Origin of the sequence: Thermosynechococcus sp. B1, from assembly GCF_030322985.1 — a bacterium.
GTDB lineage: Bacteria > Cyanobacteriota > Cyanobacteriia > Thermosynechococcales > Thermosynechococcaceae > Thermosynechococcus.
Genome location: NZ_CP096573.1, coordinates 1,483,404 through 1,498,797 on the forward strand (window position 1 = coordinate 1,483,404; position 15,394 = coordinate 1,498,797).

The window sequence follows — 15,394 nt, forward strand, 5'->3', positions numbered from 1 at the left end:
TGTTAAGATAGTTTACATATGGCTATCTTACTTCTACTGGTACTGGCATTGGTGCTGTGGTCGGTGCGACTCCTCCACGGTGCCTACCGCCTCCGGGATTTTTCCTTACTGCTGGCCAGTGGCCTCGTGGCCATCTCAGCGGGAGGTGTGATTTTTGTCTATAGCCTGATGAATGGCTGTGTCGGCTATCTCAGTCAAGGGCAGCCCATTCCTGAATCCGATGCGCCTGTCATTATGTCTGATGTGGCCTACTTTGAGAGTGCCTCTGGAGCAACGACCCCAACCTTTAGCCCCTAGGTCTGACTCACGATCCAAACGTAGGCGATTGCCAGCGTCAACACTGTGAGCGGTGCACCAAAGCGCAAGTGCTGCCAAAAGGAAAACCGCTGTCCTGAGCTAGCAGCGGCCTCAACGGTAATTAAATTAGCCACAGCACCAAAAAGCGTAAGATTGCCCGCGAGGGTACTTGTGGCTGCCAGTAGGTACCAGAGTTGATCGGCACCTTTGGGGATAAACTGTGCGAGCAGCAGCACCGTGGGCACGTTAGAAATTAAATTTGACAGCAGTGCTGTAATCACCACGAGGGGCAAGGGCTGATTCGCCCAAGGGCGCAAAACGGCTAATAAATCAAAGTTTTGAATACAGCGGGTAAGAATAAACAGACCCGCAAACAGAACCAATAGTGACCAATCCACCTGAGCAAGGATGCGCTCTGGCTTCACCCGACGGGTGACCAGTAAAGCTGCTGCCGCCAAAAGAGAGGATTCTGCCAAGGGAAAGCCGAGCAGAAAGGCCAAAAACATCAGCCCAGAGACAATCAGTGTCTTATGGAGTAACCCTTTTTGCACCTGCACCGGTTGGAGCGTAGCCAATGTACAGGGTTGGCGCGATCGCACCTCCGGATAGAGCCACCCCAACCAAACCACTTGCAGCCCTAACCCCAGCACTGCGACGGGAACCATCACTTGGGCAAACGGCAGATATCCTAACTCGGAAAACGATCCCACGAGGATATTTTGGGGGTTGCCGCTGAGGGTGGCTACAGAACCGATATTCGTTGCCGCTGCGATCGCTAGCAGATAGGGCACTGGATTTAAGCCCAAGACATGGGTAATGCGCAGGGTTAAAGGCGTCGTCACAAGGGCAAGGGTATCATTCAGAAAGACCGCCGATAGCATTCCCGTCGCCACAGCGAGAAACACCAACAACCCCAAGGGACTGCCACTAAAGCGCACCACCGTCACCATCGCTATTTGAAAAAAGCCGCTCAAGCCCAGATAAGCATTGACAATCATCATGCTGAGCAAGAACACGATGGCTTGGGGATCAATGGCTTGCCATGCAGTGGGTAGATCAATCGCCCCTAAGGCAATCAAAAGAGCCGCACTCACAAGGGCGATCGTTGCGCGATTCATACATAGCCCCGGCACCCCCCCAAGGGCTAAGGCACCGTAGCTGAGGGCAAGGATCAGAAGTTGCAGGAGAGACCGCAGCACCTACTGTTGGGTTTGAATTTTCTTGGCCTCTAGGGCATCGAGCAATTCCCCAAGAGCCGCCATGTCATCACCGTCATATTCCCGCTTCCACAACAGTTGGGAAATTTGGTTTTCAATGGCTGAGGTTAACACTTGGGTTTCGAGCACCCGTTGCACTAAGCGTTGGATCATCATAGGGGTTCAGCAGCTTAGACAGTCGTTCTCTAGGGTAGCCCATTGGCTGTGGGGCAAATGGAAGGAACCACTTTCTCAAGTGGCACAATTTGCTATAGTGGGGGCACTGGGATCAGCAAAGCGTTGATCCTAAGCTGGGGATCGTTGTCCCGTCAATAAATCGTGTTTCGATAAATTAAGGAAAGTTGAAATTCTAGAATACACCAGATATACTAAAGGGCGACTTTTGTAAACTCAATAACAGTTCTTTGAAGGCAAAGGAGGTAAGGCAACTTGGCCAGAAGACGGAAGCGGAAGAGCCGGCGGCGTCTCGAAGGACGCAAAATCCTTGAGTGCGTACCTCAATATAGCATCGAAAGTGGCGAAGATAAACCTGTGACAGCGGCACGAAAATTTATTCAAGCCAAGGGGATCACCCCACCCGCTTTACTTCTTGTTAAGCGGAATGAGCACACCACCGATCGCTACTTCTGGGCAGAAAAGGGCTTGTTTGGTGCGCAGTACGTTGAAGAAAACCACTTTTTATTCCCTAGCCTAAGGGAACTTGCAGAAGAGAAAATGGCAGCCACGACTCGTTAGGCTGTTTTTTTACAAACGTCTGTTTTATTGAGGAGTCAGGATCTGTTCTTGACTCTTTTTGCTTTGGTAGTGAGAGGATCTAGGGTGTGGTCTAAAGATTTGATCTTTTTGCGCCATTTACTTATGGCAATTTGGAAACTGTCCCCTACAATAGAAATAGCGGAGACGCACGTTTCCGTTCACTCCTCACACCACACCCCGCCTGGACAGTTATTGGTTCGGGCGGCTTCCTTTTAGATATGAAATGGAATATCGCATTTATCATCAAACTACCTACACCTACAGCGCCCCTGTTGCCCTTGCCCCCCATGATTTACGCTTGATCCCGCGTAGTGATGGCCACCAACGCCTGCGATCGCTCTCCCTCCAAATTTTACCAACTCCCCAAGGCCAAAGTACTGTCCTCGATGTCCATGGCAATCACATTCAACGCTACTGGTGGTCACCACAGCCCACCACCTCCCTGATGATTCAGGTCACCTCTGAAGTAGAAACCTATTGCGACAACCCCTTTAACTATCTGCTTGACTCGTGGGCAGTCACCCTCCCTTTTAACTATCCGCAGCGACTGGCAACTAGCCTGCATCCCTATCTATCACCGTCAGTGGATCCTGTTGCCTATGAATTGGCTTGGCAAATTTTAGCCAGTGGCGATGGCAGTGTCCTCACATTTCTCAGTGACCTCAATAACAAAATTTACCGTATCTGTCAGCACCAAATTCGTGAAACCGGTGCCCCTTGGCCCCCCTGTGTGACTTGGGCAAAACAAATGGGTTCCTGTCGCGATACGGCCGTCTTGTTTATCCATGCCTGTCGGGCTGTGGGCTTAGCGGCGCGGTTTGTCAGTGGCTATCAGGAAGGAGACTTGGATAATCCTGAACGGCACCTCCATGCTTGGGTAGAAGTGTATTTGCCGGGGGCAGGCTGGCGCGGCTATGATCCCACCCACGGCCTAGCGGTGAGCGATCGCCACATTGCCCTTGTGGCTGCCGCTGATCCGGCAGATGCTGCCCCCATTCAAGGTGCCCTGCGGGGACAGGGGGTGACCTCAACCATGACCTATCAACTACAGATTCAGCGCCTCTCCTAAGTATGGAAGAAAAAGGCGGTGCCGAGAATCCCATAGGTGGCCAACAGCAGCGCCCCCTCTAGCCAGTTGGAGCGGCCATCTAGGCTAATCACATTAGCAATCACGACCGCAATAATCACCGTCACCACTTCAAAAAGACTAAAGTTTAAATCCATCGGCTGACCAATAAACTGGCCAATCAGCACCAGCACAGGTGCCACCAAGAGCGCCACCAAGAGGGATGAACCCAAGGCGATGGACACGGACAAATCCATATTGTTTTTCAGGGCAACCCCCACCGCAGTCACATATTCCGCTGCACCACCCACCAACGGCAAGAGGATGACCCCAGTAAATAGGGGCGTTAGACCCAAGCCCTCCGTTGCTGCTTCAACTGCGCCGACAAAAATTTCTGACTCAAAGGCTACGCCAATCGTGGCAATCATTAGAACCGTGATCCACAGGGGCAGGTTCGGCTTTTCATGGTGCCCCGCTTCGTCCCCCAGTTCCACCTGGCTGACATCGTAAAGATAGCTGTGGGTTTTCAAAGAAAAGAGTAACGTTAGTCCATAGACCAGAATCAGAATGATTGCGGCCACGACTGACATTTTGGAAATTGCGGTTGGCGGCACACTGCTGGAGGTGTAAATGACCATTGCCGGTAGGAGAATCGCGGCGATCGCCACCGTCATCGAGGAAGCATTCACCCGTGCCACCACTGGGGCAAAGGATTGCTCCTTGTAGCGAATGCCCCCCAGCAGCATGGATAACCCCATCACCAGCAAAAGGTTCGCCATCAGGGTGCCCGTAATACTGGCTTTGACAATATCCACTAAACCCGCTTGCAGCGCCACAATAGCAATAATCAGTTCCGTTGCATTGCCAAAGAGGGCATTCAAGAGGCCACCAATGGTTGGTCCAGTGGCCAGAGCCACCTCCTCCGTTGCGGTGCTCAACCAAATCGCCAAGGGCACGATCGCCAGTGCCGCCAAAACAAAAACCGTGAGGGCGCCCCATTCCAATTTTTCAGCAGCAATGGAGAGGGGAATGAACACCAAAAAACCAATCGAAACCAGTCGCTTCATGGGGGCACCCCTTACATGGTGAACGGAGAAAAATCTCCTCTATCCTAGCCTGCGGTTTGATGAATCCAGCCCAATTCGTGGGCAATGATGCTGATGCCTAACCACTGCGCAGGATCACTCGCTGATTTTGGCGGGCAACAAGGGAGAGGGTGAGAGGGCCAGCGGTATAAACGGACGTGGGGGTGACCGCGCTAATATCAATCGTCCCTTGGTGATCTTTGAGGTCGAGGACAAATTTCACCAGCTCAATTTGGCGAAAGGAGCCAACACTGCCAGTGACCGGATCTGGGAGCACGCCAGAGGCGATCGCCCGCTGATTACTGACCGTAAACAACTGATCCAAGCGTTGCAAAATTTGCTCATCGGTCATCTGGCTCGGATCCAAGGAAATGGTAGCCAGATTCTCACCCTCGCGGAAAACCTCCTGATTGCGCGCCACTTGGGGCACTACAAGAATATTGCTTTCTCCCTGTAGATAATTGGCTGCAGCTAAAATGCGCACCACATAGGGCTGGCCATCACTAATTTGGCTGCGCAGGCGGTTCACGTCTTCGGTGGTAATTTGAATCACCTGATCCGTTGGTTTGACGTTTTGGGGACTATTCAGGACAATGGCATTGCGCCGCGCTTGCCGCAGGAGTTCTTCAATGACTTGGGTGGCTTGAGCCGAATCTTTGACATTTTGAATCACCGCAGAGGCCAAGACTTGCCCCGTGCGAATGGCGATCGTCCCCCGCCGTAATCCTAGCAAAAGGATGCTCACGTTTTCCTCAAGGCGTTGGCGACTGGCCTCAAGGGCAGCAATTTCCTGCTGAAGCGTGCGCTGTTGATTCCGTAACACCTGCTGCTGCTGATTGGCAACGGCCAGTTGATCCTGAATGCGATCAATCTCTGCTTGGAGACGATCCTTTTGACCTTCCACCTCGGCAAGGCGCTGTTGAGCCGTGCGAATGGCGGTTTCTAGGGCTGCTTTTTGGCCAGCCACATCCTCGAGGCGGCCTTGGATGGCTTGTCGCTCCCGTTGCAAACGCTGAATTTCTTGCCGCAGGCGTGCCCCTTGGGCTTCAAAGTTTTCGAGGTCTTTTTGGGCTTGGGTGTAGCGGTCTTGAAGTTGCTTGAGTTCTGCTTCTGTGAGGGTTTGACGATTGACGGCCTGCTCTAGGACTTGGTTGGTTTGACTAAGGCGTTGGCGAATGTTGGCCAGTTCAATTTGGGATTGTGCCAGTTCCGCCTCAATTTCATCCTTTTGGGCACGGGTTTCGGCGAGTTCTTGTTCCGCAGCCGCTTGTTGACGGCGAATCGTATCAATGCGCAGCACGCCATCGCGCAATTCACGGCTGAGGGCAAAGAGGATGGCAAGGGTGGAGGCAGAAATTAAGCTGCCTGTGAGAATGGTAATCAGGACAGCCGTCTGGCGAGGCCGCAAATTAAACCAGCTCAATCGGGCTTTGCCCACTTTTGAGCCTAGGCGATCGCCCACTGTCGCGATCGCGCCCCCAAGAATAATCACGGCCAAGACCAAAACATACCCAGCCATATTTCGGGTACTGCTGCCACTCCCCAACTATACTTTCTACAGTATGTGCCGATGCTGCCCCCTATAACGGTTTGGGCAAATCACTTTGACTGAAATCAACCGATGCCAAAAATTGCTACTTGGAACGTCAACTCAATTCGCACCCGCCTTGACCATGTGTGCCACTGGTTAGACACCACTGGAGTGGACTATCTCTGTCTTCAAGAGACCAAAGTCACAGATGCTGAGTTCCCGCGTCAGCCCTTTCTGGATCGTGGCTATCAAGTTTATTGTAGTGGCCAAAAGGCCTACAACGGGGTGGCCATTCTCAGTCGTCAGCCCCTTGCGGGCGTAGAAGCAGGCTTTGCCCCCCAATTACCCAGTCACAGTGAGTTGGATACGCAAAAACGACTGATTCGCGCCCAATTAGCCCCTGATGTCACCTTGGTAAATGTCTATATTCCCAACGGCGGAGAGTACGACAGTGAGAAATACCACTACAAGCTGCACTGGTTAAAAACCCTCCATGTCTATCTCGAGCAGCTCACTGCCCAAGGGGAGGTGATTCTCTGTGGTGATTTTAATATTGCCCCAGAAGATAAAGACCTTTTTGATGCCAGCGATCGCGCCACAAAAGTGGGAGCCACCGATGCCGAACGCAACCTGTTAGCGGCCATTCGCGACCTTGGCTTCCACGATGCCTTTCGCCACTTTACCGAGGCGCCTGGGCACTACTCTTGGTGGGATTATCGCACTAATGCCTTTCGCCGCAATCACGGCTGGCGCATTGATCACCTCTACATTACCCCTGGCATCAAAGCCTGTGCCTGCAACTGTTATATTGATACTGCCCCTCGGCGGTTAGCGAAACCCAGTGACCATGCACCGGTGGTTTTAGAGATTGAAAAGGGGCTGTACAGTGGGCTGGCGCAGCCACTCGGTTAAATCCTGAACCCCTTGGCCGTAGGTGAGATCAAAGGTCAGCGGTGTGATACTAATCAGATTTTGGGCAATGGCTTCCACATCCGTGGGGGCTTGATTGGGGTCTTGGGGATATTCTTCAACCACTTCACCAGCGAGCCAGTAGTAGGTTTTGCCGCGAGGGTCAATGCGCTTCTGGAACAGGTCATGGTAGCGGCGAATCCCCTGTCGTGTAATGACAACGCCAGCAATTTCACTGGCAGGCAGAGCCGGCACATTCACATTGAGGAGCATCTTTGGGGGCAGGGGGGCGGTTTCCAGTGCCTTGAGCAGACGACTGGCAAAGTCAGCGGCTGGCTGAAAGTCATGAACTGTGAAACTGGTGAGGCTAATGGCAATACTGGGAATTCCCTCAATCACCCCCTCCATGGCAGCAGACACCGTGCCGGAGTAAAGAATATCCGTGCCGAGGTTGGAGCCTTGGTTAATCCCAGAAACGACAAAATCTGGGGGTGCCTCTAGGAGGGCACCAAGGGCGAGTTTGACACAGTCAGAGGGGGTACCGGAGCAGGCCCACGCCTTAATACTAGGGTGAAAGCGATCGCTAACGACTTCGGCGCGAATCGGATCAAAGACCGTGAGGCTATGCCCTGTAGCAGAGCGTTCGCGATCCGGACACACAACCACGACTTCATGGCCAGCGATCGCCAGCGTATCTGCTAACGTCCGAATGCCGGGGGCAAAGACCCCATCATCATTGGCAATGAGTAACCGCATTTCCTGCCCCCTGAATCGTGAAGTATTGGCAAAACATTACAGTTGATTGCAAATCGCAACACCCTCCCTGAGAAATGTTAACCTCTAAAAGGGTTAAGTGACGCACCCCACCCTGCCGAACAGTTTGAACGCACCATTCCTGACATGACCGCCTTTAGGGATTGATAGGATCTATGGAACGCCTACTGAACCATCAGTTGAAGGAGAACACTGTGTCTGTGCATCAAAGTCATCCGTTACTCCGTGAAGACCTCAGCGAATACGTTGCCCATTTGCAACTGCACATGGCACTCCAAGCGCGCAATTTGGTGCCTGCCCTGAAACACACCAGCGACAGCCGCGAGCAACTTCTCCATCAAACCCAAGCCACCTTTGAGAAGCACGTCTCCCGTCAAAGCTATATTGGCTAAAGCAATTTTTCTCTGTGCTCAAAAATTAAAACCTATGATATCTAAGCAGGAGTGATCTTGCTGCTTTTTGCGTTGGTTAGGGGAGTTGCTCCTCTCACCACTTTGAGGAACGATCGCAACAGAGTACACTAGGGACGATATTGCTATTTGTAACACTCTTGCCAGCGTTCTCAGGAGGTTTTATGGCGCGGACAGAGTCCACGATGCTTGCCCTTGGTACTGTTGCTCCCGATTTTCAGCTGCCCGATGTGGTGAGTGGGCAAACGATTTCCCTCAGTAGCTTTGCCGATAAGAAAGCCCTACTGGTGATGTTTATTTGTCGCCACTGCCCCTATGTAAAACACGTCCAAGAGGAATTGGCGAAGCTGGGGCGCGACTACAAAGACACTGGCCTAGGAATTGTTGCCATTAGTGCCAATGACGCTGCCAACTATCCCGATGATGCCCCAGAGTCCCTGAAGGCGATGGCCACTGAACTAGGGTTTACATTTCCGCTTTGTTACGACGAGAGCCAAGAAACGGCCAAGGCTTACACGGCAGCCTGTACACCCGACTTCTTCCTCTTTGATGGCGATCGCAAGCTTGTGTATCGCGGACAGCTCGATGATAGCCGCCCCCAGAATGGCTTACCGGTGACTGGGAAAGACTTGCGTGCAGCCATTGATGCCGTGTTAGCTGGTCAAACCCCCAGCGAGGATCAAAAACCGAGTCTTGGCTGTAATATCAAGTGGAAACCGGGGAATGAACCCGCCTATTACGGCTAATGTTGGAAAGGTAAAGAGAGGGGCACTTTTATTGCCGCTTTTGAGTCGTTAACCTACTGTTATATCAATGCCAATGGGTTTGGCTGTATTGACGCGATTTGTTTTTTAGGTGTGAGCAGTGAATAACCAACTTTTTTCGCCAGTGCGAATGCAGCCAATGGGGGCTGCCCTGAAAACGGTAGCAGTGGCAATGGCAACCGTGGCGATCGCCCTCGGTCCTTTGAGTCCCAGTCGTGGCCAAGAAGCCCCTCCGCCTGAAAACCAACCTGCGGAAGCTCCAGTATCCCCAACGCCACCAGCGGTAGAGCCTGCGCCTGAAAGCCCTCCCGCAGCAACCCCAGCACCGCCCACCCCGCCGCCTGTGAGTCAGCCCCCCGCTGATGAACCCCAAGTTCTGATTGCGGAAGTGGTGGTTGAAGGTGCCACACCCGAACTTGAACAATTGGTGTATCAAGTCATTCGCACTCGCCCTGGCAGTACCACCACCCGCACGCAACTACAAGAGGATACCAACGCCATCTTTGCCACGGGCTTTTTTGCTGATGTCAATGCCGTCCCCAGCGATACCCCCCTCGGTGTGCGGATTACATTTGTCGTGCGCCCCTATCCAGTACTGCGAGCCGTTCAAGTAGCGGGCAATCAGGTACTCACCCCAGAAAAAGTCAACGAGATTTTTGCCCCGCAAATTGGTCGCACGCTCAACCTCAGAGAGCTACAGTCTGGCATTGAGCAAATCAACCGGTTCTATAGGGACAATGGCTATATCTTGGGGCAGGTGGTTGGCACGCCCCAAGTGGATCCCGATGGCGTCGTGACGTTGCAGGTGGCTGAAGGGGTGGTTGAAGCGGTCACCTATCGTTTCCTTAATAAAGAAGGAGAGCCGACAAAACAGCGTACCCGTGACTTTGTGATTAGCCGTGAAATGGACACCCAGCCCGGCGTTGTCCTCAACCAAAATACTGTGCAAGCAGATTTGCGACGCCTCTTTGAACTGGGACTCTTTGAAGATGTGCAAGTTGCCCTTGAACCGGGTCAAGACCCACGCAAAGTGAACCTAATTCTCAATATCAGAGAGCGCAATACGGGCAGTATTTCCGCTGGGGCGGGGTATAGTTCCGCTGCAGGGCTATTTGGCACAGTGGCATTCCAACAAAACAACCTCTTTGGTCGCAACTGGAAATTTGGTGTTGAAGCCCAAGGGGGGACTGAAGGGGAGTTTCTCTTTGACATTAACTTTACCGATCCTTGGATTAAGGGGGATCCCTACCGCACCTCCTATACCGTGAGTGCCTTTAACCGCCTGACAGTGCCCACCACCTTCACCAATGGCCCAATTGATGTTCGCTTGGCCAATGGTGACTTTCCGCGGATTAACCGCTTGGGGAGTGCCGTCTTCTTTACGCGACCCTTTACGAAGGATCGGGATCAGATACGCACCGCTTGGACCGGTTCCTTGGGGCTGCAATATCAGCGGGTTACCTCCCTAGACAGTGGTTTTAGCCGCTTTAATACGGATGCTTTAGGCAACTGCTTAACCTTTCCAGACAATGGTGTTTGCCGTGGTTTTAATGACCTGTTTACGGTGCAAGCAGCAATTCTGCGGGACTTGCGTAATGATCCCCTGCGGCCGACGAGTGGCCAAGTGATCCGTTTGGGGGTAGATCAGTCGCTTCCCATTGGGGCGGGCAATATTCTCATGAATCGGGTGCGGGGCAGTTATAGCTTCTATATCCCCGTGAAGTTTCTGCGGATTGAGGGGCCACAAACCCTTGCCTTCAATATCCAAGCGGGCAATATTTTTGGTGATTTGCCCCCCTATGAATCCTTTACGATTGGCGGTGCCAACTCTGTGCGCGGTTGGGAAGAGGGGGCGATCGGCTCCGGGCGCGCCTTTGTGCAAGGGACAATAGAGTATCGGTTCCCAATTTTTAATATTGTTGGTGGCGCCCTCTTTGTGGATGGAGCCAGTTTGCTCGGTACCCAACGCAGCGTACCCGGTCAGCCGGGGATTGTGCGCGGTAAACCCGGCGAGGGGCTAGGCTATGGCGGCGGCCTGCGGGTGAATACCCCCCTAGGCAATATCCGCATTGACTTTGGCTGGAATAATGAAGGGGGCAGCGCCTTCAGCTTTGGCATTGGCGAACGCTTCTAGGAGAAATACCCATGGTAACGACCTCTGTACCAACGGCACCGACTGCAACTGCACAGCAAACTCTTGGAAAGGCTGCCCAATGGTCAGGGGTAGGTTTGCATTCTGGTCAATCAGTTGAAGTGACCTTGAAACCCTCACCCGCCAACACGGGACGGCACTTTGTGCGCCTTGATCTGGAGGGACAGCCCGTGATTCCTGCTCAGATTGATGCGGTTCAATCCACTCAGTTGGCAACGGAGTTGGTCGCCAATGGCGCCAGTGTGCGCACGGTTGAACATCTCTTGGCAGCGCTGGCGATCGCTGGTATTGATAATGTCACGATTGAGATCACAGGCGCTGAGGTGCCGGTGCTCGATGGCTCGGCGCAACCTTGGTTAGAAGGCATTCAAAGGGTCGGTGTTGTCCCTCAGGAGATTCCTCGGCCAGCAGTCATCTTGAAGGAACCTGTCACCATTTACGAAGGGGCAGCCTTTGTCAGTGCCATTCCTGCTCCTGAGCTGCGCCTCACCTATGGCATTGACTTCCCCTATGCGGCGATTGGTCGCCAGTGGTGTAGCTTTACCCCTTCAGAACTAGCGGTGGCCGTTGCCCCTGCCCGTACCTTTGGTTTTGCCGAACAAGTGGAGTATCTGCGCAGCCAAGGCCTGATTCAGGGGGGCAGTTTAGAGAATGCTCTGGTGTGCAGTGCCAGTGGTTGGGTCAACCCGCCGTTACGCTTTGCCGATGAACCCGTTCGCCACAAGTTACTCGATCTTTGGGGAGATTTAGCCCTCCTAGGGACACCCCCCATCGCGCATTATGTCGCCTATCGGGCGAGTCATCATCTGCATACCCAATTGGCACGGGCGATCGCCCAACAGATGGTTTAGTAGAAAACCATTCTCCCCTATGATTTGTTTATATCTTTGATTTGCAGCCGACACCTACCCCTATGCCAACGTTGACTGACTCCCCACCGACCACTGTGCTGACGGTTACCGATCTTCAGCAGTTGCTTCCCCACCGCTACCCCTTTTTGCTGGTGGATCGGATCATTGACTATGTGCCAGAAAAGTATGCCGTGGGGCTGAAAAACGTCACGATCAACGAACCCTTTTTCCAAGGGCACTTTCCCGGTCGCCCAATTATGCCGGGGGTGCTCATTGTGGAAGCCCTTGCCCAAGTGGGAGGGGTTGTCCTGATGCAGATGAACTGGGCAAAGGATAAGCTTTCTGTGTTTACGGGCATTGATAAGGTGCGCTTTCGCCGTCCCGTCGTCCCCGGCGATCAGTTAATCCTGCGGGCCGAGCTTCTTGTTGTCAAGCAGCAGCGCATCGGCAAAATGCAAGGACGGGCTGAGGTGAATGGTCAATTGGTCTGTGAGGGCGAGATGATGTTCTCGCTGGTGGACTAGTCACAATCAATGATGCAAACACTGATCCATCCTACTGCTGTCATTCATCCCAGTGCCGAGCTACATCCCACAGTTCGGGTCGGCCCCTATGCCGTGATTGGTGAACAGGTGCGCGTTGGTGCCCATACCGAAATTGGTGCCCACGTGATTATTGAAGGGCCAACGGAGGTGGGGGTAGGTAATCGTATCTTTCCGGGAGCGATCATCGGCACGGCTTCTCAGGATCAAAAATATACGGGTGCCAATAGTGCCCTGCGCATTGGTGACTACAACACGATTCGCGAGTTTGTGACGATTAACCGCGCCAATGGTGAAGGGGATGCCACGATCATTGGTAACCATAATCTACTGCTGGCCTATGTCCATGTGGCCCATGATTGTGTGATTGAGGATCAGGTGGTAATTACGAATGCGGCCTCGATCGCTGGCCATGTTTGCATTGAATCAAAGGCCCGCATTGGCGGTATGGTGGGCATTCATCAGTTTGTCCATATTGGTCGCTTGGCAATGGTGGGAGCCATGGCACGGGTAGATCGGGATGTGCCCCCCTATATGCTGGTGGAAGGTCATCCGGCGCGGGTTCGTGCCCTCAATCAGGTGGGACTGCGGCGGGCAGGCGTCACAGACGCAGAAATGCGCGACCTCAAGGAGGCGTTTCGGATTCTCTATCGTCGTGAGTTACCTCTTGCCCAGGCGATCGCCCAATTAGCAACCCTACCCCCTTCTGAGCATTTAGAGCATCTACAGCGCTTTTTAACCTATGCCCGCGAAGAGGGACGGCGCGGCTTAACCCCCAGTGGCCGGGCGACAACGGATTAAGTCTCTAGTTGCCACTGACTCAACGCCATGCCTGCTGTGGTGCTTGTCCATCCCCAAATTCCCCCGAATACAGGCAATATTGCCCGCACCTGTGCTGCCACCCACACACCACTGCATCTGATTGAACCCTTGGGCTTTGAACTCAGCGATCGCTACCTCAAGCGAGCTGGTCTTGATTACTGGCCCTATGTCACCTTGCACTGCCACCCCGACTGGCCGACGTTCCTCAAAACCACCCATAGCGGGGGGCGTCTGATTGCCTTTGAGCCTTCAGCCCAACAGATTTACTGGGACTTTAGCTTTGCTGAGAGTGATTGGCTGATCTTTGGCAGCGAACCCGATGGCATCCCCGCCGAAGTCTTAGCGACCTGTGACGCCTTTTTGAAAATTCCCATGTGGCAGCCGGCGGTGCGCAGTTTGAATCTCTCGGCTTCGGTGGCGATCGCCCTCATGGAAGTTTACCGCCAACTCTATTCCTCAACTGCTTGATGACCGAATCACTCCCCCTTGATGATTCCCATATTTTAGACAACGGCTGTATCTGGTACTTTGCCTACGGCAGCAACCTCTGTACCGCCCAAAAAAAACGTCGCATCGGTACCGTCCCCACTGCTGAAGTTGCTGAACTGCGGGGCTATCGCCTTGTGTTCAATAAACGCAGTAATGATGGCACTGGCAAAGCAAATGTTGTCCCTGATCCTCACCGTTCTGTTTGGGGTGTGATTTATCGCTGCACAGAAGCAGACATTGAACGCTTAGATTTTTACGAAGGTGTTAAGTGGGGACATTACCGCCATGAATTTGTTAGAGTCATAACGTCCACGGGTCAGGCGATAACGGCTCTGACCTATGTGGCAGGGGAGGATTTTATTGATGAAACCCTGTGGCCTTCAGCCGACTATTTAGAGACAATTCTCCAAGGGGCAAAGGAGCATGGGCTTCCTGTTGAGTATGTTGCTGAGTTGGGGGAGTGGAAAAACCGAATATGAATACCTCATCATCTTCCCGTGCAGTTGCCACCAAACCCCCACAAACTGAGAAACGGCGCCGCATTTTTCGGATAGTGCGGATTGGCTTGGGGGTGACACTCATTGGCTTAGCTGTGTATGTCCTGTGGTGGCGACAGCGCAATGTGGTCAGTCGGGTCGGCTACCTCAATGGCACAATTATTACCCTCTATGCCAGAATTCCCGGCACCTTAACCCTAAGAGCACTGCGCCCTGGCGAACTCCTGAGTGCCGGTACGGAAATTGGGACGATTCGCAACGATCGCAATCCCCAACTGGAAACCGATCGCCAGAACCTTGAAACTCGACTCAATGTCGCCCTTTCCCAACAACGGGGACTGCAACAGAAACGCAACAGCCGTATGGCTCTGATTTCTCAACTCGATCGCTATCAGCAGAGTCAGCAAACCCTTGAAGTTCGCTTTGCCCAAGAGGCAGTGCAGCGTACCCTAGGCGAACTGCGCCAAGCCCAAGAAGCTCTGGCCATTGCCCGCATTGAAGCCGATCGCTATACCAGCTTAGTGGAAACAGGGGCTGTGGCGCGCCAACTCGCCGATGAAGCCGTTTCCCGTGCCAAGCAAGCAGCGAAATTTGTTGAGAGTAAACAGGCCGAACTGCGCCGCCAACAAACAGCCCTACAAGCGGCTCGCCAAGGATTGCAACTGGATGCTTCGCGTACTTTTAGCTTTCCCCAAATCCGCCTCATTGATTTAGAAACTGAACTGGTTGATATTGATGTTGAACTTTTGGCAGTGGCCACAACGATTGCCGAGTTACGCCGTGAAATTGCCAATATCAAACAGCAACTCTCCCTGCAACGCCTTGCCCCCGTGAAAGTACCGACGACCGCAGTGGTTTGGTCAGTGATCCACAAAACAGGGGATTTGGGTATTCCCCTGACCGCAGGGGATCCGATCGTTAAAATTCTCGACTGTAGCGATGTTTGGGCAACGGGCTTGGTGGCGGAGCGGGATAATCCTCGCCTGCGGGTGGGTCAGGAAGCAACAGTGCGCTTATTGGATGGGAGCGATCGCCGGCTAACGGGGATTGTCCGTGCCATTCGCGGCGGGCCGGGCAAAGTCGAAGTGGGTGAAAATGTGGCTGTGCCCCCTCCCGACTTGGTACGTAACGAACTGGCAGTTGACGTTCAACTGAACAACCTACCTGAAGACTTAAGCGCTGAGCGTTTCTGTGGTGTGGGTCAAAGTGTTGAAGTGATCTTTGGAAGCTAA

Annotated in this window: 18 protein-coding genes; 13 read left to right on the forward strand and 5 right to left on the reverse strand. The window is 53.1% G+C overall.

The window, feature by feature from the left end:
- Window positions 1-18 precede the first annotated feature (18 nt).
- On the forward strand, window positions 19-297 hold the full coding sequence (locus M0644_RS07505; protein WP_149819581.1) for a hypothetical protein: 279 nt from the start codon (window positions 19-21) through the stop codon (window positions 295-297).
- On the opposite strand, the gene M0644_RS07510 is transcribed toward M0644_RS07505, so the two are convergent.
- Both M0644_RS07510 and M0644_RS07515 read right to left on the reverse strand, forming a co-directional pair.
- On the reverse strand, window positions 294-1,496 hold the full coding sequence (locus M0644_RS07510) for an anion transporter (RefSeq protein ID WP_286625168.1): 1,203 nt from the start codon (window positions 1,494-1,496) through the stop codon (window positions 294-296). The genes M0644_RS07505 and M0644_RS07510 overlap by 4 nt on opposite strands.
- Window positions 1,497-1,670, reverse strand: a complete 174-nt coding sequence (locus M0644_RS07515) for a hypothetical protein (protein ID WP_149819585.1) — start codon at window positions 1,668-1,670, stop codon at window positions 1,497-1,499.
- A 273-nt stretch (window positions 1,671-1,943) separates the two neighbouring features.
- Here M0644_RS07515 and M0644_RS07520 point away from each other — a divergent pair, with 273 nt between their 5' ends.
- Window positions 1,944-2,249 (forward strand): DUF3155 domain-containing protein, encoded by a 306-nt coding sequence (locus M0644_RS07520; protein WP_149819587.1) that lies wholly within the window; start codon window positions 1,944-1,946, stop codon window positions 2,247-2,249.
- A gap of 244 nt (window positions 2,250-2,493) precedes the next feature.
- On the forward strand, window positions 2,494-3,339 hold the full coding sequence (locus M0644_RS07525; protein WP_149819589.1) for a transglutaminase family protein: 846 nt from the start codon (window positions 2,494-2,496) through the stop codon (window positions 3,337-3,339).
- Here M0644_RS07525 and cax read toward each other — a convergent pair.
- On the reverse strand, window positions 3,336-4,403 hold the full coding sequence (gene cax / locus M0644_RS07530; protein WP_149819592.1) for a calcium/proton exchanger: 1,068 nt from the start codon (window positions 4,401-4,403) through the stop codon (window positions 3,336-3,338). The genes M0644_RS07525 and cax overlap by 4 nt on opposite strands.
- 97 nt (window positions 4,404-4,500) lie before the next feature.
- Complete coding sequence (locus M0644_RS07535; protein WP_286625173.1) at window positions 4,501-5,940, reverse strand: DUF3084 domain-containing protein; 1,440 nt, start codon at window positions 5,938-5,940, stop codon at window positions 4,501-4,503.
- Between the two features lie 102 nt (window positions 5,941-6,042).
- Here M0644_RS07535 and xth point away from each other — a divergent pair, with 102 nt between their 5' ends.
- Entirely contained in the window at window positions 6,043-6,864 is an 822-nt protein-coding gene (xth, locus tag M0644_RS07540) for an exodeoxyribonuclease III (protein WP_286625174.1), read from the forward strand.
- On the opposite strand, the gene surE is transcribed toward xth, so the two are convergent.
- Window positions 6,814-7,617 carry a 5'/3'-nucleotidase SurE gene (gene surE, locus M0644_RS07545; RefSeq protein ID WP_286625175.1) on the reverse strand — a complete coding sequence of 268 codons (804 nt, stop codon included), beginning with the start codon at window positions 7,615-7,617 and terminating at the stop codon, window positions 6,814-6,816. The genes xth and surE overlap by 51 nt on opposite strands.
- Before the next feature lie 173 nt (window positions 7,618-7,790).
- Between surE and M0644_RS07550 the strand changes: the two genes are divergently transcribed.
- From M0644_RS07550 to M0644_RS07590, 9 genes are all read left to right on the forward strand, one after another.
- A complete protein-coding gene (locus tag M0644_RS07550) occupies window positions 7,791-8,027 on the forward strand; it encodes a hypothetical protein (protein ID WP_149819600.1) in 237 nt (78 codons plus the stop codon).
- 182 nt (window positions 8,028-8,209) lie between these two features.
- Window positions 8,210-8,791 carry a thioredoxin family protein gene (locus M0644_RS07555; RefSeq protein ID WP_149819602.1) on the forward strand — a complete coding sequence of 194 codons (582 nt, stop codon included), beginning with the start codon at window positions 8,210-8,212 and terminating at the stop codon, window positions 8,789-8,791.
- Between the two features lie 118 nt (window positions 8,792-8,909).
- On the forward strand, window positions 8,910-10,943 hold the full coding sequence (locus M0644_RS07560) for a BamA/TamA family outer membrane protein (protein WP_286625178.1): 2,034 nt from the start codon (window positions 8,910-8,912) through the stop codon (window positions 10,941-10,943).
- Window positions 10,944-10,954: 11 nt separating this feature from the next.
- Complete coding sequence (gene lpxC, locus M0644_RS07565) at window positions 10,955-11,812, forward strand: UDP-3-O-acyl-N-acetylglucosamine deacetylase (RefSeq protein ID WP_286625179.1); 858 nt, start codon at window positions 10,955-10,957, stop codon at window positions 11,810-11,812.
- A 62-nt stretch (window positions 11,813-11,874) separates the two neighbouring features.
- On the forward strand, window positions 11,875-12,336 hold the full coding sequence (gene fabZ, locus M0644_RS07570; protein WP_286625180.1) for a 3-hydroxyacyl-ACP dehydratase FabZ: 462 nt from the start codon (window positions 11,875-11,877) through the stop codon (window positions 12,334-12,336).
- A gap of 12 nt (window positions 12,337-12,348) precedes the next feature.
- Window positions 12,349-13,155 (forward strand): acyl-ACP--UDP-N-acetylglucosamine O-acyltransferase, encoded by an 807-nt coding sequence (lpxA, locus tag M0644_RS07575; RefSeq protein ID WP_315863029.1) that lies wholly within the window; start codon window positions 12,349-12,351, stop codon window positions 13,153-13,155.
- A gap of 27 nt (window positions 13,156-13,182) precedes the next feature.
- Complete coding sequence (locus M0644_RS07580; protein ID WP_149819613.1) at window positions 13,183-13,644, forward strand: tRNA (cytidine(34)-2'-O)-methyltransferase; 462 nt, start codon at window positions 13,183-13,185, stop codon at window positions 13,642-13,644.
- Entirely contained in the window at window positions 13,644-14,144 is a 501-nt protein-coding gene (locus M0644_RS07585) for a gamma-glutamylcyclotransferase family protein (RefSeq protein ID WP_286625182.1), read from the forward strand. The genes M0644_RS07580 and M0644_RS07585 overlap by 1 nt, the downstream gene beginning before the upstream one ends.
- Entirely contained in the window at window positions 14,141-15,394 is a 1,254-nt protein-coding gene (locus M0644_RS07590; RefSeq protein WP_286625183.1) for an HlyD family secretion protein, read from the forward strand. Before M0644_RS07585 ends, M0644_RS07590 begins: the two co-directional genes overlap by 4 nt.